The organism is Streptomyces sp. ISL-1 (genome assembly GCF_018614585.1).
Lineage (GTDB): Bacteria > Actinomycetota > Actinomycetes > Streptomycetales > Streptomycetaceae > Streptomyces > Streptomyces maoxianensis.
In genome coordinates this window covers 174,402-191,753 of record NZ_JAGGOI010000004.1, presented here as the reverse complement: position 1 = coordinate 191,753, position 17,352 = coordinate 174,402, and the positions used below count along the sequence as shown (strand labels likewise).

Annotated in this window: 15 protein-coding genes; 7 read left to right on the top strand and 8 right to left on the bottom strand. The window is 69.0% G+C overall.

Annotation, left to right across the window (positions count from 1 at the left end; genetic code table 11):
- Nucleotides 1-16 precede the first annotated feature (16 nt).
- Nucleotides 17-1,135: a DegT/DnrJ/EryC1/StrS aminotransferase family protein gene (locus tag J7E87_RS02855; protein ID WP_215089475.1), complete on the bottom strand. Its 1,119-nt coding sequence runs from the start codon at nucleotides 1,133-1,135 to the stop codon at nucleotides 17-19.
- Nucleotides 1,132-2,097: an NAD(P)-dependent oxidoreductase gene (locus J7E87_RS02850; protein WP_215089473.1), complete on the bottom strand. Its 966-nt coding sequence runs from the start codon at nucleotides 2,095-2,097 to the stop codon at nucleotides 1,132-1,134. Before J7E87_RS02850 ends, J7E87_RS02855 begins: the two co-directional genes overlap by 4 nt.
- A 169-nt stretch (nucleotides 2,098-2,266) precedes the next feature.
- On the opposite strand from J7E87_RS02850, the gene J7E87_RS02845 reads away from it, so the two are divergent.
- Both J7E87_RS02845 and J7E87_RS02840 read left to right on the top strand, forming a co-directional pair.
- The gene (locus tag J7E87_RS02845) at nucleotides 2,267-2,980 is read left to right on the top strand and encodes a class I SAM-dependent methyltransferase (RefSeq protein ID WP_215089471.1); all 714 of its coding nucleotides are present in this window, start codon (nucleotides 2,267-2,269) and stop codon (nucleotides 2,978-2,980) included.
- Between the two features lie 112 nt (nucleotides 2,981-3,092).
- Nucleotides 3,093-3,743, top strand: coding sequence for an FMN-dependent NADH-azoreductase (locus J7E87_RS02840; protein WP_215089469.1), 651 nt, complete (start codon nucleotides 3,093-3,095; stop codon nucleotides 3,741-3,743).
- 16 nt (nucleotides 3,744-3,759) lie between these two features.
- Here the strand turns inward: J7E87_RS02840 and J7E87_RS02835 are convergent, their stop codons facing one another.
- Nucleotides 3,760-4,734 (bottom strand): YafY family protein, encoded by a 975-nt coding sequence (locus J7E87_RS02835; RefSeq protein WP_215089467.1) that lies wholly within the window; start codon nucleotides 4,732-4,734, stop codon nucleotides 3,760-3,762.
- 81 nt (nucleotides 4,735-4,815) lie between these two features.
- Here J7E87_RS02835 and J7E87_RS02830 point away from each other — a divergent pair, with 81 nt between their 5' ends.
- From J7E87_RS02830 to J7E87_RS02810, 5 genes are all read left to right on the top strand, one after another.
- A complete protein-coding gene (locus tag J7E87_RS02830; RefSeq protein WP_215089465.1) occupies nucleotides 4,816-5,640 on the top strand; it encodes an NAD(P)H-binding protein in 825 nt (274 codons plus the stop codon).
- Between the two features lie 143 nt (nucleotides 5,641-5,783).
- Nucleotides 5,784-7,274 (top strand): NDP-hexose 2,3-dehydratase family protein, encoded by a 1,491-nt coding sequence (locus J7E87_RS02825; protein ID WP_251016867.1) that lies wholly within the window; start codon nucleotides 5,784-5,786, stop codon nucleotides 7,272-7,274.
- Nucleotides 7,275-7,306: 32 nt separating this feature from the next.
- Nucleotides 7,307-7,642, top strand: coding sequence for an antibiotic biosynthesis monooxygenase (locus tag J7E87_RS02820; protein WP_215089463.1), 336 nt, complete (start codon nucleotides 7,307-7,309; stop codon nucleotides 7,640-7,642).
- 58 nt (nucleotides 7,643-7,700) lie between these two features.
- Nucleotides 7,701-9,023, top strand: a complete 1,323-nt coding sequence (gene ccrA, locus J7E87_RS02815) for a crotonyl-CoA carboxylase/reductase (protein ID WP_215089461.1) — start codon at nucleotides 7,701-7,703, stop codon at nucleotides 9,021-9,023.
- 111 nt (nucleotides 9,024-9,134) lie between these two features.
- Nucleotides 9,135-11,399, top strand: a complete 2,265-nt coding sequence (locus J7E87_RS02810) for an excinuclease ABC subunit UvrA (RefSeq protein WP_215089459.1) — start codon at nucleotides 9,135-9,137, stop codon at nucleotides 11,397-11,399.
- Nucleotides 11,400-11,433: 34 nt separating this feature from the next.
- Here J7E87_RS02810 and J7E87_RS02805 read toward each other — a convergent pair whose 3' ends face one another.
- The 5 genes from J7E87_RS02805 to J7E87_RS02785 form a co-directional block, all read right to left on the bottom strand.
- The gene (locus tag J7E87_RS02805) at nucleotides 11,434-12,252 is read right to left on the bottom strand and encodes a 4'-phosphopantetheinyl transferase superfamily protein (RefSeq protein WP_308312825.1); all 819 of its coding nucleotides are present in this window, start codon (nucleotides 12,250-12,252) and stop codon (nucleotides 11,434-11,436) included.
- 81 nt (nucleotides 12,253-12,333) lie between these two features.
- The gene (locus J7E87_RS02800; RefSeq protein WP_215089457.1) at nucleotides 12,334-13,860 is read right to left on the bottom strand and encodes an ATP-binding cassette domain-containing protein; all 1,527 of its coding nucleotides are present in this window, start codon (nucleotides 13,858-13,860) and stop codon (nucleotides 12,334-12,336) included.
- Entirely contained in the window at nucleotides 13,857-14,702 is an 846-nt protein-coding gene (locus tag J7E87_RS02795; RefSeq protein WP_215089455.1) for an ABC transporter permease, read from the bottom strand. Before J7E87_RS02795 ends, J7E87_RS02800 begins: the two co-directional genes overlap by 4 nt.
- A complete protein-coding gene (locus tag J7E87_RS02790; RefSeq protein ID WP_215089453.1) occupies nucleotides 14,699-15,721 on the bottom strand; it encodes an ABC transporter permease in 1,023 nt (340 codons plus the stop codon). The genes J7E87_RS02795 and J7E87_RS02790 overlap by 4 nt, the downstream gene beginning before the upstream one ends.
- Complete coding sequence (locus tag J7E87_RS02785; RefSeq protein ID WP_215089451.1) at nucleotides 15,706-17,256, bottom strand: ABC transporter substrate-binding protein; 1,551 nt, start codon at nucleotides 17,254-17,256, stop codon at nucleotides 15,706-15,708. The genes J7E87_RS02790 and J7E87_RS02785 overlap by 16 nt, the downstream gene beginning before the upstream one ends.
- Between the last annotated feature and the right edge of the window lie 96 nt (nucleotides 17,257-17,352).

The following is a 17,352-nucleotide window of genomic DNA, read 5'->3' as shown; positions in this document are numbered from 1 at the left end:
TGCCGTCATCTGTGACTCAGAGGGCGAGTACGGCCTCCCGTACGGCGGAGATCACCTTGTCCTGGAGGCCGGCCGGCAAAGAGGGATACATGGGAAGCGAGAAGATCTCGCCCGCCAGCCGTTCGGTGACCGGCAGCGATCCCGTGCCGTAGCCGAGATGCGCGAAGCCGGAATTGGTGTGCACCGGCCAGGGATAGCTGATGTTCAGTGAGATGTCGTAGCGCTTGAGCGCCTCGATGATCTCGTCCCGCCGGGGATGGCGCACCACATAGACGTAGTACACATGGTCGTTGCCCTCGTTGGTGGCGGGCAGCAGCAGACCCCGGTCGGCGAGATCGCCCAGACCCTGTTCGTAGCGCTCCGCCACGGTGCGGCGGCCCGCGAGGTAGCCGTCAAGTCTGCGCAGCTTCCGGCGCAGGATCTCCGCCTGCACCTCGTCCAGGCGGCTGTTGTGTCCGGGGGTGCGCACCACGTAGTAGGTCTTCTCCATGCCGTAGTAGCGCAGCCGCCGCATGTCGCCGTCGATCTCGTCGTCCGAGGTGATCACCGCCCCGCCGTCGCCGTAGGCACCCAGCACCTTGGTCGGGTAGAACGAGAACGCGGCCGCGTCGCCCATGGTGCCTGCGAGTCTGCCGTGGTGACGCGCGCCGTGCGCCTGGGCGCAGTCCTCCAGGATCACCAGCCCGTGCCGGTCGGCGAGTTCACGCAGCGGCGCCATGTCGACGCACTGCCCGTAGAGATGTACGGGCAGCAGGGCCTTGGTGCGCGGTGTGATGGCCGCGGCCACCTGCGCGGTGTCCATGAGGAAGTCCTGCTCACGGATGTCGACGAACACCGGTGTGGCGCCGGTGCCGTCGATGGCCACCACCGTGGGCGCCGCGGTGTTCGAGACGGTGATCACCTCGTCCCCGGGGCCGACGCCCAGAGCCTGCAGGCCGAGCTTGACCGCGTTGGTGCCGTTGTCCACGCCGGTGCAGTGCGCCACCCCGTGGTAGTCGGCGAACTCGCGCTCGAAGCCGCCGACACTCGGCCCGAGCACCAGTTTGCCGGAGCGGAACACCGTGTCGACGGCGTCCAGTAGATCTTCGCGTTCCGCCTCGTACTCCGGCAGATAGTCCCAGACATAAGTGGTCATGCCGACGGCTCTCCCTTTCGCGTCGTGATGTGTTGTCGCTCGATGAACTCGCGCCAGTACGCCTCCACCGCATCGGCGAGCGGCCTGCGCGGCCGCCAGCCGAGCAGCCGCTCGGCCGGTCCGATGTCCACCCGCGACCAGGTCTCGGTGGAGTGCTGCTTGCCCGACCCGCTGCGCTCCACGACGGCGGCGGGCAGCCGGCTGCGCTCGATCAGCAGGTCGACCACGGTGCGCACCGGCGTACTCTCGCCGCTGCCGATGTCGACCAGCTCGCCGGACACCTTCGACGCCGTGGCGGCCACCACGGCGTCGGCGACGTCGCGGACGTCCACGTAGTCGCGGTGGGCCAGCAGGGGGTCGAGCCGGACCACTGCCGGCCTCTCGCCCGCCGCCAGGAGCTGGCGGGCGACCTGGCCGAGCAGGCTCACGTCCGGGCTGCCGGGGCCCGCGAGATTGCTCACCCGCAGCACCATGCCCTCCAGCTCGCCCGCTTCCATCCGCTCCAGCACCGCCTGCGTCGCCGCCAGTTTCGCCCGGCCGTACGCACTGGTGGGCTTCGCCACCGTGGCGGCTCCCGCGGTGCTGCCGGGCGTCATCCGGCCGTACTCCAGCACCGAGCCGAGATGGACCATCCGGGGCCGCTCGGACAGCAGCGCCAGCGCGTCCAGCAGACGCAGCGTCGGGACGGCGGCGGCCTTCCACATCTGCTCGTCGGTGCGCCCCCAGATGCTCCCGACGGTGTTGACGACCACCGCGGGCCGGATCTCGTCCAGATCCTTCGCCAGCTCCTGTGGCGACAGCTGGACGAGGTCGCGTGCGAGGAACCGCCCGGGAATGGCGTCGACCGGCGGCCTGCGGGCGACGGCGACGACATCGAAGCCGCGTTCGCCGAGGGCCACGCACACATGCCGCCCGAGGAAACCCGTACCGCCCAGGACGACGACCCTGCCGTTTGCGGACATGGTGTCCTTTCCTTCGCTTCCTTCGCTCAAGAAACCAAGCACTGCGTGAAGGGTGGACCGCTTCGATCGGGACTCGCTCAAGCCCCGGCCGGGTTCCAGCGGCACTCGACGCAGGAGGGGGAGTCTGCCGGGACCTGGGCAACACCACTGCCGCAATGGAGGAGTTGGTATGTACGGCGCCGAGTCGGCGAAGATCTACTACGCGCAGCACACCGCGCGGGGCAAGGACTATCTCGCGGAGGCCGAGGTGGTCGCCGAACAGATCCACCAGCGCTTCCCTGGGGCCTCCTCCGTGCTGGACGTCGCCTGTGGGACTGGCGGACATCTGAAACCGTTCACCGAACTCATCGGTCCGACGGAGGGCATCGACCTCTCCGAGCCGATGCTGGAGCTCGCACGAGTCGACATGCCGGACATCCCGCTGCACACCGGCGATATGCGCTCGTTCGACCTCGGTCGCACCTTCGACTCCCTGACCTGCCTGTTCGCCTCGATCGGCTATGTGGATTCCGTCGACGAGCTGAACCAGTCACTCAGTTGCTTCGCCCGGCACGTCGTGCCCGGGGGAGTGGTGGCGGTCGAGCCGTGGTGGTTCCCCGAGACCTATGTCGACCGCTGGGTGTCCAGCGATGTCGTCGAGTGGGAGGGCACCACCATCGCCAGGGTCGCCCACACCGTTCGCGAAGGCGACACGTCGCAGATGCAGGTGCACTACCTGCTGGCCTCGCCGAGCGACGGCGTCCGGCATGTGCGCGAAGTGCACCGCGCCATGCTCTTCACCCGCAAGCAGTACGAGACGGCCTTCGAACAGGCCGGTCTGCGGCCGGAGTACGTCCCTGGCGTGCTGTCCGGCCGGGGTCTGTTCGTCGGCGTCCGCGTGTGACCTCGCCCCGCACGCAAGCCGCACTCTGACCGGGTTCGAGCGCGGCACCGCACCATGCGTCCATCACGAGCGCCACCGCACGGCGTTCATCGCTCTTCATGAGAGGTATCCCGTGGCCAACCTGCTGCACATCGACTCCTCGCCCTCGCTGTACTCCGTGTCGCGCAAGCTCGCCGGTTCCTTCCGCGAGGTGTGGGGCAAGGAACAGCCCCACGCGACGGTCGCCTACCGCGACCTCGTCGCGGCCCCGGTACCTCACTTGGACGGCGACGGGGTCGTCACCCTCCTCAATGAGCCGGAGACCGACAGCCAGCGCGCGGCGGCCGCGTTGCACGACGAACTGGTGGAGGAAATCCTGTCCGCGGACGCGCTGCTGATCAGCGCGCCGATGCACAACTGGACCATCCCCTCGCACCTCAAGGCGTGGCTGGACCAGTCGTTGCTGATGGGCCGTACGCTGCCCTACGACCCGAGTGTCAACCCGCTGGCGGGACGCCCGGCCACGGTGCTGCTGGCCTACGGCGGCGACTACAGTGCCAGCTCGCCCGATCATGCCATGGACCACTGCGCGCCGTATCTGCGTACCGTCCTGGAGAAGGTCCTCGGATACCAGTTGGAGATCATCACCGCGTCCTACACGGTGACCCCCTACACCTCCCAGGACCCGCTGGAGCTGGAGAAGGCGGCCACCTCGCTCCAGACGGCGGAGGCCGAGGTGCTGGAACGCGCCAAGTCCGTCGCCGCCGCGCCGGCCCGGGCCTGACCGGCAGGGACAGACCTCAGGGGCAGTCGTCACCCTCCGGCCAGGCCGCCCGCCGAAGGCGTGTGGTCAGCGTCCGGAGGTGCTCCACCAGCTCGGGTGGTTCATGCACCACAAAGTCAAAACCGAACGCGGCCACCCACACAGCCAGGTGGTCCAGACTGTCCGAGCCGATCCGCAGCAGGCATGTCTCGTCGTCGATGGGTTCCACCCCTCCGAGCGTGGATGGAACCTCATCGGCCACCTCCATCGCCGATCCGCGCATGGTGAGCACCGCCCGGTAGCGGAACTGGGCGGTGTTCCGCCCCATGGCGAAGTAGCTGGCCAGATCCTCGGTGGGCAGCGCTCTCGGGCTGAACCTGGGGCCTGTGGGAGTGCGAATCTTCAGCCGGTCGACCCGGAACCTGCGCCAGTCCGACCTCTGTGTGTCCCAGGCGAAGAGGTACCACCGCCGCGCGTCAAGGACCATCCGGTACGGCTCCACGTCACGAACGCTCCGCGAGCCGTCGTACGACTCGTAGTCGAACCGCAGCCGTTCGCGGTCGCGCACCGCCGAGGCGATCGCGCTCAGCGTGGAGGGATCGACCGTACGGCCGGGCATAGGCATCGTCACCAGGGCCGCGCTGAGCGTGTTGACCTGGTGGCGCAGCCGCGACGGCAGCACCTGGTCCAGCTTCGCCAGGGCCCGTACGGACGTCTCGGCGATGCCCGTGACCGCGCCTCCGGCCGCCGTACGCAGCCCGACCGCCACGGCGATCGCCTCCTCGTCGTCCAGCAGCAGCGGCGGCAGCGAAGCGCCGGCGCCCAGTTGGTAGCCGCCGCCGACGCCGCCGATCGCATTGATCGGATAGCCCAGCGTCCGCAGTTTCTCGACATCGCGGCGTACCGTCCGCGGGCTCACGCCGAGACGGTCGGACAGCTCCGTGCCCGACCAGTCCCTTTGTGTCTGTAGCAACCCGAGCAGACGAAGCAGCCGGGCCGAGGTCTCCAACATGGCGAAAGTTTCGCACCGAACGCGGACAAGCGTTGACCGCGAATGCTCCTAGCGTCTGCATCAGGACGGAAGGAGAATTCCATGACCATTCTTGTCGCCGGCGCCACAGGTAACGTCGGACGCCCCCTTGTCGAGCAGTTGGTTGCCTCCGGGCAGCAGGTTCGTGCCCTCACCCGCAATCCGCAGAAGGCCAAGTTCCCGGCCGGGGCGGAGGCGTTCGCCGGCAACCTGTCGGATACCGCCAGCCTGGCCAAGGCCTTCGACGGAGTGACCGCCGCGCATCTCATCAGCTTCAACGGTGAGGACTACTCGGCGCTGACCAATGGCGAGGAGATCGTCGACCTGGCGCAGAAGGCCGGCGTGCGCAAGGTGACCGTACTCAAGGGCGACACCGAGAAGAGCCCGCTGGAGCAGGCCATCGAGGCCAGCAATCTGGAGTGGACGCACCTCTCGCCGGTGGAGTTCATGTCCAACGCCCTGGAGTGGGCCGAGTCGGTGAAGACCGAGGGTGTTGTCCGTGAGGCGTTCGCCGAGGCCAAGAGCGCCATGGTGCACGAGGCGGACATCGCCGCCGTCGCAGCGGTCGCGCTGACCGCCGACGGGCACGCGGAGCAGGAGTACTGGCTTACCGGCCCGCAGGCGCTGACGCCCGCGGAGAAGGTGCGCACGATCGCCGAGGCGCTGGGCCGCGAGGTGCGGTACATCGAGCTGTCCAGGGACGAGATCGTCGAGCAGTGGCGCCAGACCGGCTACGCGGAGGAGGACATCGAGTTCTTCCTGATGATGCGGACGAACCCGCCGGAGGCCGGTTACACCGTGCTGCCCACGGTGGAGAAGGTGACGGGCAAGCCCGCGCGCACCTTCGCCCAGTGGGTGCGTGAGAACGCCGCGGCGTTCAACGCCTGACCGAGCGGCGTCCGACGGAGCCGGGCGGGTCCTCACCCGCCCGGCTCCGGCCGTTCGAGCACGGCTGGAGGCTATGTCGAGGCCCCGGGACGACCGTGACGGGAAACCCTGCCGAGCGATCAGGCACTCCTGGGAGCCCCGCCTTGACGACATATTTCCCGACGGCCGGACTGCGAGGGCAGGATCACGGGGACACCGTGCCCCTGCAGATCGCGAGATCCGTACTGGCGACGTCCGGACTCTTCCCCGATTTCGGCCGCTTCCACCAGTGGCTCACCGACCAGAAACGGCATGCGTCCATGGAGGTACGGGTCGTCCCGCTGGACGAACTCACCGGCTGGCACACCCATCCAGTGACCGGCAACATCGCGCATGAATCCGGACGTTTCTACTCCGTGGAGGGCCTGGACGTACGGATCGAACAGACTTTTGCCGGCAGCTGGCAGCAGCCGATCCTCAACCAGCCCGAGGTGGGCATACTCGGCATCCTGGTCAAGGAGTTCGACGGAGTACTGCACTTCCTGATGCAGGCCAAGGTCGAGCCGGGAAACCACAACGGACTCCAGTTGTCGCCGACCGTGCAGGCCACCCGCAGCAACTTCACCCGTGTGCACCGCGGCGCGCGGGTGCCCTATCTCGACTACTTCCGCGACACCTCGCGCCACCAAGTGCTCGCGGATGTCCGGCAGTCCGAGCAGGGCTCCTGGTTCCACCGCAAGCGCAACCGCAACATGGTGGTGCGCGTGGAGGAGGACATCGAACTGCGCGACGGCTTCTGCTGGCTGACCCTCGGGCAGCTGCACCGGCTGCTGGCCGCCGATGATCTGGTGAACATGGACGCCCGCACCGTGCTGTCCTGCCTGCCCTTCGCCGCCACCGGCCTGTCAGGTGTCTACGGCAGCACGGTCGCGAGCCCGTTCACCTCCTGTCTCGTCCGGTCCTGCGAGCCCGAGGCAGCCGAACCGCACACCATGAACGCGCTGCTCGGCTGGATCACCGAGGTCCGCTCGGGCCTCGACAGCCATGCCGAGCGCATACCGCTGCGCGACGTTGAGGGCTGGCGGCGCGCGGACGGCAGGATCGCCCGTCCCGACGGCGCGTTCTTCACCGTCGTCGGGGTCCAGGTGTCGGCCGTAGGCCGGGAGGTCCGCACCTGGTCGCAGCCGATGATCCAGCCCTGCGACGAGGGCGTGTGCGCCTTCCTCGTGAAGAAGGCCGACGGGGTGCTGCAGGTGCTCGTACAGGCGAAAGCCGAGCCAGGATTCGTCGACGTCGTCGAACTCGCTCCCACCGTGCAGTGCACACCGTCGAACCATGACGCGCTGCCGGGCGGCGAACGCCCGCCGTACTTGACAGAGGTGCTTGACGCGCGCCCCGAGCAGATCCGGTTCGACGCCGTGCACTCGGAGGAAGGCGGCCGGTTCTTCCACGCGCGCAACCGCTATCTGGTGGTGGAGGTCGCGGAGGACTTCGACGCGGTTCGTCCTGGCTACCGGTGGGTGACCCTGGCCCAGCTGTCGGCCCTGCTGCGCCACAGCCACTACCTCAACGTGGAGGCCCGCAGCCTGGTCGCCTGCCTGCACACGCTGTCCGTCCGACCTCGACCGGCCTTCGAGAGCGCCACCGAAGACTGATCGCCATCCTCACACCGCACAAGGAGACCACCATGGCCAACCAGGGCGACCGCGCGGGCAATGTCACCTTCGTCAACAGGTTCACCGTCGCCGGCGAACCGGACGACTTCGAGAAGGCCTTCGCCCGCATCGCCGAGTTCATGACGGCGCAGCCGGGCATTCTGGGCTACACCCTGTCCCGGGACATCGGCAACCCGAAGCGATACGTGAACATCGCCCGCTGGGAGGACGCCCAGGCGCTGCGGGCCGCGGTCGCCCGGCCGGGCTTCCAGGAGCACGTCCAGGATCTGCGGCAGCTGGCCGAGAGCGAATCCGACCTGTACGTCGAGCGGCAGTGCTACCTCGACGAGAGCACCCCCGCGTCGTGACCGCCGGCGCCGTGCCGTGCGCGGGCACCGAGCGGACCACCCGAGGGGAGCGAGCGCCATGGACGCCCTGAGTGAGGCGGTGCTGGCGGGGGCGCCGGCCGAGGACCTGGCGAACACGCCCCTGCCCGCGGCGTACACAGCCGCGCATCTGCGGACGGAGGACGTCGGCATCTTCGAGGGCGTCGCCGACAAGGACGTACGCAAGTCGCTGCACGTCGGCGAAGTGCCGATGCCCGAACTGGCCCCCGATGAGGTGCTGGTGGCGGTGATGGCGAGCGCCATCAACTACAACACCGTCTGGTCGGCGACCTTCGAACCGCTGCCGACCTTCGCCTTCCTCACCCGTCTCGGCCGGCAGGGCGGCTTCGCCGCACGGCACGACCTTCCGTACCACGTCGTCGGATCCGACGGGGCGGGCGTCGTGGTGCGTACCGGGGCCGCCGTCAGCCGCTGGGGCGTCGGCGACCACGTCGTGGTCAGCTGTGTGCAGGTGGACGACCACGAACCGGCGACGCATGCCGACGCCATGCTGGGCTCGGAACAGCGGATCTGGGGCTACGAGACCAACTTCGGCGGACTCGCGCACTTCGCCGTCGTCAAAGCGAGCCAGCTGCTGTCCAAGCCGGGCCATCTGACCTGGGAGGAGGCGGCGGGCACGCTCCTCACCGCGGCCACCTCCTACCGGATGCTGATCAGCGACAAGGGCGCCCGGATCAAGTTGGGTGACGTCGTGCTGATCTGGGGCGCGACCGGCGGCCTCGGCGCCTTCGCCGTGCAACTGGTCAAGCAGGCAGGCGGCATTCCTGTCGGCGTGGTCAGTTCCCGGGAAAAGGCCCGTGCACTGCGCGCGCTCGGCTGCGACGTGGTTATCGACCGGTCGGTACTCGGCGTGGGTACCGCCGTCACCGGGGACGAGATGATCGAGCAGGGCAAGCGCCTGGGACGCGCCATTCGCCAGGCGGTCGGCGAAGACCCCAGTGTGGTGTTCGACTACGTCGGCCGGGCCACATTCGGCATTTCGGTGTTCGTCGTACGTCGCGGAGGAACCGTTGTCACCTGCGGCTCCACCACCGGGTATCAGCACGAGTACGACAACCGCTATCTGTGGATGCATTCGAAGCGCATCGTCGGCAGCCACGCGGCCAATCTCATGGAACAGGCGGAGTGCAACCGCCTGTTCGGACTCGGCAAGCTCGTACCGGTGCTCTCCGAGGTCCACCCGCTGGACGACGTCGGTGAGGCTGCCCGGCTGGTGCAGCTGAACCAGCACATCGGCAAGGTCGGGGTCCTGTGTCTGGCTCCGGAGGAGGGGCTCGGAGTGACCGACCCCGAACTCCGCTCGGCGATCGGAGAGTCCGCGCTCAATCCATTGAGGCAATGAGGAGGGGCGGTGCGGCGGGGCCGATTCACCAACCCGCCGCCGGCCCAACTCATGGCGCATAATTGTCCGTTCCCGCAGCGCGAACCAAGCGGCTTTCGGTACCGTTCCGGTATGGGAGAAAATGAAGACGGTATCCTCATTGTCGGTGCGCGTGAGAACAATCTCAAAGACGTGACACTGCGGTTACCGAAGAATAAAATCACTGTTTTCACCGGGGTATCCGGATCAGGAAAGTCCTCCATCGTATTCGACACCGTGGCGGTGGAGGCACAGCGGCAACTGAACGGCACTTTCAGCTGGTTCATCCGAAATCAGCTGCCGAAGTATCAGCGGCCACACGCGGACATGATCAGCAACCTCACGGCTCCGGTCGTCGTGGACCAGAAGCCGGTCGGCGGCAACGCCCGCTCGACGGTGGGCACGATGACCGACATCTACTCGAGCATCCGGGTGCTCTTCTCCCGCCATGGCACGCCGTACAACCCGCCCTCCGCATACTCCTTCAACGACCCCCAGGGCATGTGCCCCGAATGCGACGGCCTCGGACAGGCGCGCCGCGTCGACGTGGAGCGCATGCTCGATCGTACGAAGTCACTCGACGAAGGCGCGATCCAGCTTCCCACTCACAAGGTGGGAAGCATGGACTGGCAGCAGTACGCCAATTCCGGCCACTTCGACAACGCGAAGCGGCTCAAGGACTACACCGATGACGAGTGGCACATGCTGCTCCACGGCAGCGGCGGCAAGGTCACGGTGAGCACGGCGAACAGCACCGCGGCGCTGAACTACGAAGGCGTCGTCGCCCGCTTCGCCCGCACCAACCTCAAGCGTGATCTGAGTTCGCTGAGCGAGCGCGGCCGGGCCAACGTCGAACGGTTCATCACCCTGGGCGACTGCACGGCCTGCGAGGGCGCACGGCTGAACCCGAAAGCACTCGCCACGAAGATCGGCCCCCACACCATCGCCGACTGGTCCCGCATGGAAGTCAGCGACCTGATCGACGTCCTCGCCACGATCGACGATCCGGTGGCGACACCGATCGCCGAAGGCATCAGCACCGCCCTTCAGCGGATTTCGTCGATCGGCCTTGGCTATCTGTCCCTGGACCGGCAGACCACATCGCTCTCCGGCGGCGAGGCGCAGCGGCTGAAAATGGTGCGCCATCTGAGCAGCAGCCTCGTGGGCATGACCTTCATCTTCGACGAGCCGAGCACCGGTCTGCATCCCCGGGACGTGGGCCGGCTCAACGACCTGCTGCGAGAGCTGCGGGACAAGGGCAACACTGTCCTGGTCGTCGAACACGACCCGGACGTCATCGAGATCGCCGACCATGTCGTCGATGTCGGTCCGCGCGCCGGTGTGCACGGCGGCGAGATCGTCTTCGCTGGCTCGTTCACGCAGCTCAAGGAGGCGGACACGCTCACCGGCGCCGGCCTGCGCCGTACCGGGTCGGTCAAGGACCCGGTACGCCGGGCGACCGGCGAGCTGCTGATCGAGCGCGCGGGTCTGCACAATCTGAAGAACGTCTCGGTGAGTCTTCCCACCGGCGTGCTGACGGCCGTCACCGGCGTCGCCGGCTCGGGCAAGAGCTCGCTGGTCGCCGGAGCCTTCATGAGCGCATACCCGGAGACGATCTACGTCGACCAGTCGGCCATCAAGGCGTCCTCCCGGTCCACGCCGGCCAGTCACCTCGATGTGATGGACCCGATCCGCAAGCTCTTCGCCAAGGCGAGCGGGGCGCAGGCCGGCCTGTTCAGCTTCAACTCCGCGGGCGCCTGCGACGAGTGCAAGGGCCGGGGCGAGATCGTCACCGAGCTGGCGTACATGGATCCGGTGCGCACGCACTGCGATTCGTGCGACGGCCGCCGGTTCAAGGAGAACGTGCTGGCGTACCGACTGCGCGGCAAGTCCATCGCGGACGTACTCGAACTGCCCGCGGAGGAGGCCGTCGAGTTCTTCACCGAGCGCGAGGTGCACCACAAGCTGACCGGGCTCCTCGACGTGGGCCTGGACTATCTCACCCTGGGCCAGTCGCTGAGCACACTGTCCGGCGGTGAACGCCAGCGGCTGAAGCTCGTGGGCCAACTGCACCGCTCCGGCAGTGTCTACGTACTCGACGAGCCGACGACCGGGCTGCACATGTCGGACGTCGACACCATCGTCGCGCTGCTGAACCGGCTGGTGGACCAGGGCAACACGGTCATCGTCATCGAGCACAACCTCGACATCGTCCGGCAGGCCGACTGGGTCATCGACCTCGGACCGGACGGAGGGAAGCACGGCGGCGAGATCGTCTTCACCGGCACACCGACGGAACTGCTGAAGGCGGACGCTTCCGCGACGGGCCAGTATCTGCGCCGCTACAGCACCTCCTGATCCCGCTCGGGCTTCGCCGCTTCTCGTTCCCGGCTCACCGGGAACGAGAAGCGGCGTGAGCGGCCTCCGTTCCGGTGCGCAGTGCCACGGCGGCCGCGTAGTCGGCATCCGGCACGGCCACGTCCGCCAGCCACCAGCCGGCGGGGTGCCGTGCCGCCGAACCGATGTGGTCCGTCGCGAGACCGCGGCTCAGCCCCGTGCCGAGCGCCTTCAGATACGCCTCCTTGCGCGCCCACAGCCGAGTGAACGCGGCGGCCCTGACATCCTCGGCAAGCGCGTGCAGCTCACTGATCTCTTCGGGATGCAGGCTGCCCAGTACGCTGTCGACGGCCGTCCGCGCGCTCACCATCCTCTCCACGTCCACGCCGACAGGCGTACGGGCGAACCCGAGCAGCGCGAACTGCCCGCTGTGCGAGAGCGAGAAGTGCACCGGGTCGTCGGGCACGGCCGGCCTGCCGTGCGGTCCCCCACACCCCGGGCAGGGTTTGCGCACAAGCTCCACGTCCGCGGGCGGCACCCGTAGATACGCGCCCAGCAGAAGCCGCAGCGCGACATGGGCGCAGACGTACCGGTCCCGGTCGGCGGGCTGCCGGAACCTCGCGAGCCGCGCCTTCTCCTGAGCGTCCAGCACACCCGGCGCTGCCCGCCACGCGTACGCAACGTAGTCCATGACGTCCACGGCCCAGAGCTGAGGTCCGGCGAACGCCGAGGGCGACGGCACCTGCCCGACGGACGGACCGGGCCGCACCATCGCGGGACGCAGTGGCAGGGCGGCCACTCCCGCTCCGACGGCTCCGGCCGCTCCGACGGCTCCGACCGATCCGGCCGAGGAGCGCATCACGACTGGCTTCACCGCTTCATCCCAGGTCGCCCGCCTCGCATCAGCCTCGACGACCGCTGGATGCCACGACGACGGAGTTGTCGCACCGGTCCCTCATGTCGGCTGGACCGCGCCGGTTACCAGGGAGGCGGTCGCCGGGTGGGACGGGGAGGTGAACAGCCGTGGGGTGGGGCCCGATTCGACCGCGTGGCCTCCGGAAAGGACGAGGAGCGCGTCGGTACGGCTCGCGATGAGGCGCAGATCGTGGCTGATCAGTACGAGGGCGAGGCCGCGACGCTCCCGTAGGTCTTCGAGCAGATCCATGATCGCGGCAGCGGTCTTGTCGTCCAGGGCGGAGGTCACTTCGTCGCAGACCAGTACGTCGGGGTCCGCAGCCAGTGCGCGGGCTATGGAGGCACGTTGGCGCTGTCCTCCGGAGAGTTCGTGGGGGTAGCGATCGGCGAAGTGGGCGGGGAGGCCTACCTGTTCCAGGAGTTCCAGGACGCGGCCGGGTGACTGACCGCGGTCGGCGCGCCGGTGCAGGCGCAGGGGGCGGCCGATCGTCGCTCCCACTGTGCGGCTCGGATTGAGGGTGCCCAGCGGGTCCTGCGGTACGAGTTGGAGGCGTCGGCGCTGCTCGCGGGTGCGGCCGTGGGCCGTGGGGTTGAGGCGCACTCCGTCGAGCGTGACCGTGCCGCCGCTGGGGCGGTGGAGTCCGACGACGGCGCGCACCAGGGTCGTCTTCCCGGAGCCGGAGGCGCCGACGATGCCCGTGCTGGAGCCGGCGGCCAGGGTCAGGCCGATGTCGTGGAGGACGGGGATACGCCGGCCGCGTTGTACGAAGGAGGCGTGCAGGCCGGACACTTCGAGTGTCGGACCACCCTGGGGGAGTGGTCGGCCGATCGCGCGCGGGGCAGGTGGTGGTGCGGCCGCTCCCCGGGCCAGGTCCACGACATCGTCGGCAAGCCGGGCGACGAGGTCCGCGTCGTGGCAGGACAGTGCGACGGCGAGCCGGTGATTGACCGCCAGATGCCGCAGGAGCTCGGCGATCTCGTCGCGCAGAGCCGGGTCGAGGCCGGCGGTGGGTTCGTCCAGAAGCAGTACGGCCGGGTGGCGGGCCAGCGCCCTGGCCAGGGCCACGCGCCGTTGCTGGCCACCGGAGAGCTCTCTGACGCGACGTGCCATGAAGCCGTTGTCGGTGGGCAGTTGGACCTCGGCGAGCAGGGCGCCCAGTGCCTCGGAGTCGCGGTCCACGGCGACTTCAGCGAGGAGGCGGCGTACCTTCATCCGGGGGTTGAGGCCGGAGCCGGGGTCCTGTCCGAGGTAGGCGAGCCGGTGGCGGCGCAGGGCGCGCAGCTCGGATGCGCCCAGCGACAGTACGTCCTGTCCGAGGACCTCGACATTGCCGTCCGTACGCCGCGCGCCCGGCGGCAGGACACCGGCCACGGCCCGCAGCAGCGTGGTCTTGCCACAGCCGGAAGGGCCGGTGAGCGCGGTGACGCGACCGGGGCGGACCTCCAGGCTGCCGCCCTCCAGCAGAAGGCGGCCGTCCGGGGCGGCGACGGTCAGATCTGTGACGCTCACCGCTGCTTCGGAGGAGGAGACTTGACCCTCGGGGTACCACTGGGGCATGTGGTTCACAGCGCGGTCACCGCTTTCCTGCCGGTCTGCGGCACGAGTGCTGAAGCCGCCAGGTTGACGCTCATGGCGAGGAGGCCGATGGCGATGCTGGGGGCCAGCACGGCCCATGGATTGAGGACGATCCCACCCGCGTTCTCACGGATCATCAGAGCCCAGTCGGCGGCCGGTGGTTGAGGCCCGACCTGAAGGAAGCCCGCGGTGGCGACGACGTAGACCGCGGCGACGAAGCGCAGTCCGAACAGCGCGAGGAGAGTGGCGCGCAGGTTGGGCAGGACTTCGTGTACGACGAGATGCCACAGCCGTTCGCCGCCGACCGCGGCCGCCTCGACGTAGCCGGAGGCCGCGACGGGCGCCGCCGCGCCGGCCACGAGCCGTACGGCGTAGGGCACGCCCATGACGACGGCGGCGGCGATCACGGCGAAGCGGCCGCCGCCCGGCCAGGACAGGGCGATGAGGAGAATGCCGAGGACGGCGGGCAGCAGCATCAGGACGTCCGCGGAACGTTCGACGATCCGCCCGACGGTCGGGCGCAGGGCGCCGAGCGCGCCGAGCAGCGCGGCCGCCGCGGTGACGAGGACGGCGACGAGCAGGGATGTGGCGATGAGTTCACGGCCACCGGCGAGGAGACGGGTGAGCACGTCCCGGCCGAGTTGGTCGCCGCCGAGCAGTGCGTCGCCGCCCGGTTCGGCGTACGGAGCGGTGACCGGGGCGTCGATGGCGTGCGGGGCGAGCCACGGCCCGGCGACGGCGAGGGCGATGAGCAGGAACGCGGGAAGGATGCGCAGGAGGTTCGGGCGGTGCGAGTTGCGTATGGACTGCCTCAGGGCGGTCACAGCGGTCATATGCGGCCTCCGGAAGCCCAGGCTCGTACGAGGTCGGCGAGCAGGAACACACCTGTGATGACGGCCCCGGTGATGGCGACGACCCCTGCGACGACGGGGCTGTCCCGGTCTGTGACGGCTCCTGCCAGCACCGAGCCGATACCCGGGTAGTTGAAGATGGTCTCCACCACGACGGCTCCGCCCAGCAGCATGCCGGTCGAGGTGGCGACGCCTGCCGCGATCGTGGGTGTCGCCCCGGGCAGCAGATGGTGGACGAGGATGCGCCTGCGCGGCAGGCCGTCGATCAGCGCGGTCTCCACGTGCGGTGCCTTGGCCTCGTCGGCGAGAGCGGCGCGCACGATGCGTGTGTTCCAGCCGATCTGCGGGATGGCCAGGGCCAGTACGGGCAGCACGAGCATCTGCCAGGAGGCCGGGGAGCCGTCGGCGTCGGTGAGCGTGACGGCGGGCAGCCAGTCGGTCCACAGCGCGAAGACCAGAACGAGGGCTACGGCGACGACGAATTCGGGCAGCGCGAGGACGCCGGTGGCGGTGGCGGAGACGGCGCGGTCGGCCCTGCCGCCGGGCTTGAGCGCCGCCCAGCAGCCCAGTGCGAGGGAGAGGACCAGGGTGGCCAGCAGGGCCAGCCCGCCCAGGAGGAGGGTGTTGGGGAAGGGGCGGGACAGCAGGTCGGCGACGGACTCGCCGCGGGCGGTGGTGCCGAGGTCACCGGTGGGCAGGCCGGTCATCCAGTCGGTGAAGCGGGTGAGTACGGGGCGGTCGAGACCGAGGAGTTCGCGGCGCTGTGCGAGATCGGCCGCGCTCTCGCCGCGTTCCGATGTCGCGTTGGCCGCGTCTCCGGGCAGCAGTTCGACGGCGGCGAAGACGGTGGCGAGCAGTACGGCGAGCAGCAGCGCCCGGCGGGCGAGCAGGCCGCCCAGCCGGAGGACTCCGGACAGCACGGGCCGGGCCGGCCGGAGGTCTTCCCCTCCGGCCGGCCCGGTCGCGGGCTGTGTCGCCGTACGGCTCAGCGGGCCAGCCATGCCCGCTCGAGCTGCACACGTCCGTAGCCGGGCAGGGTGGGCAGGCCGCGCACCGGGGCGGCGGCCAGGTCGATACCGTCGGCCACGCCCCACAACAGGTAGCCGGACGTGTCGTGCTGGATCTGCTGCAGTTCGCGCAGCACCTTGGCTCGGGCGGCCGCGTCCTTGGTGCCGATGGTCTTGCGGTACGCCGCGTCGAAGGCGGTGTTCTTCCAGCCGGTCTCGTTCTGGCCGGACTCGGAGACCATCGTCTTGGAGGCGAAGAACACCACGGAGTCGTTGGTGCCCCAGTACGTCGTGTACAGGTCGCCCTTGAGCCAGGTCTTGTCCCAGAACGTGGCGGATTCCTGCTTGACCACCTCGATCTTCACTCCGGCCTCGCGGACCTGAGTGGCGAACAGGGTCGCGGACTCGGCCAGTCCGGAGATGTCCTCCGTCGTCACCAGCTTGTACGTCTTGGAGGTGTCGAAGCCCGCCTCCTTGAGTAGCGACTTGGCCTTGGCCAGGTCGCGGGCGCGCTGCGGGACGTCCTTGGCGTACGCGGGGTCGCCGGTACCGAGGATGTCGTTGCCGACGGTGCCGTATCCGGACAGGACCTGCTTGACCATGGCTTCGCGGTCGACGGCCAGCCGCAGTGCCTCGCGCACCTTCGGGTTCGCGAACGGGCCACTGGCAGTACGCATGACGATCGGCATCGCCATGTCGTTGGGGCGCCGGACGATCTGGATGTCCCCCCGCTTCTCGGCCGTACGGGCCGCGACCGCGCCGACGTTGGAGGCGACGTCGATCTGTCCCGCCAGCAGGGCGTTGGACATGGCCTGCGGGGATTCGAAGATCTTGACCTCGATGGCGTCGAGGAGGACCTCGCCGCCGTGCCAGTCCTCGTTGCGGACGAGCCGGGCGTTGCCGGAACGGAACCACTCCAGCTTGAACGGACCGGTGCCGGGGGCCTTACCGAGCTCCTTCTCGCTGGTGTCCTTCTTGAGCACGAAGGTCGTCAGACGCGTGAGCAGGGGCAGTTCGGCGTTGGCGTAGTCGGAGACGAGGACGACGGTGCCGGTGCCCTCGGCCTTGATGTTCTCGGCCTTGATGCCGGGCAGTCGGGACGCGCCGGAGGGAGTGCCGCGCAGCCGGCGCAGTGACCAGACGACGTCCTCGGCGGTCACCGGAGTGCCGTCGTGGAACTTCGCGCCCTTGGCGATGGTGAAGCGCCAGGTCTTGAGGTCGTCGGACGCCTGCCAACCGGAGGCCAGGCGGGGCGCGGTGTTCGTCTTGGCGCCGGGGGTGGTGAGGGTGTCATGGACGAGCGAGATGACGAGGTAGTCGCTCTCGTTGGCCTGCGTGCCGTGCGGGTCTCTCGTGACGGCGGAGGCGCGGCCGAGTGCGCCGACCCTGAGCGTGCCGCCCTTCTTGGGCTTGGCGCCCGCGCCGGCGGCTTTGTCCGAGGTGTCACCGCCTCCCGAGCAAGCGGCAAGCAGTGCCGACGCGCCTATCGCTCCGCCGGCCCACAGCACTTGGCGCCTGTTGATGTCCACGTACGTCCTCGATCCACGTCAGAGCAATTCGGGGGGGTGCTTAGGGTTGCCTATCCTAATGGAAGCCATTCCCGCAAGCCTGCGGGCCCTTGGCGG

Coding starts and splice junctions, on each gene's coding strand:
- J7E87_RS02835 (WP_215089467.1), bottom strand. CDS start 4,734: ATGTTGGAGACCTCGGCCCGGCTGCTTCGTCTGCTCGGGTTGCTACAG.
- J7E87_RS02810 (WP_215089459.1), top strand. CDS start 9,135: ATGGGAGAAAATGAAGACGGTATCCTCATTGTCGGTGCGCGTGAGAAC.
- J7E87_RS02855 (WP_215089475.1), bottom strand. CDS start 1,135: ATGACCACTTATGTCTGGGACTATCTGCCGGAGTACGAGGCGGAACGC.
- J7E87_RS02845 (WP_215089471.1), top strand. CDS start 2,267: ATGTACGGCGCCGAGTCGGCGAAGATCTACTACGCGCAGCACACCGCG.
- J7E87_RS02795 (WP_215089455.1), bottom strand. CDS start 14,702: ATGACCGCTGTGACCGCCCTGAGGCAGTCCATACGCAACTCGCACCGC.
- ccrA (WP_215089461.1), top strand. CDS start 7,701: ATGGACGCCCTGAGTGAGGCGGTGCTGGCGGGGGCGCCGGCCGAGGAC.
- J7E87_RS02850 (WP_215089473.1), bottom strand. CDS start 2,097: ATGTCCGCAAACGGCAGGGTCGTCGTCCTGGGCGGTACGGGTTTCCTC.
- J7E87_RS02790 (WP_215089453.1), bottom strand. CDS start 15,721: ATGGCTGGCCCGCTGAGCCGTACGGCGACACAGCCCGCGACCGGGCCG.
- J7E87_RS02820 (WP_215089463.1), top strand. CDS start 7,307: ATGGCCAACCAGGGCGACCGCGCGGGCAATGTCACCTTCGTCAACAGG.
- J7E87_RS02830 (WP_215089465.1), top strand. CDS start 4,816: ATGACCATTCTTGTCGCCGGCGCCACAGGTAACGTCGGACGCCCCCTT.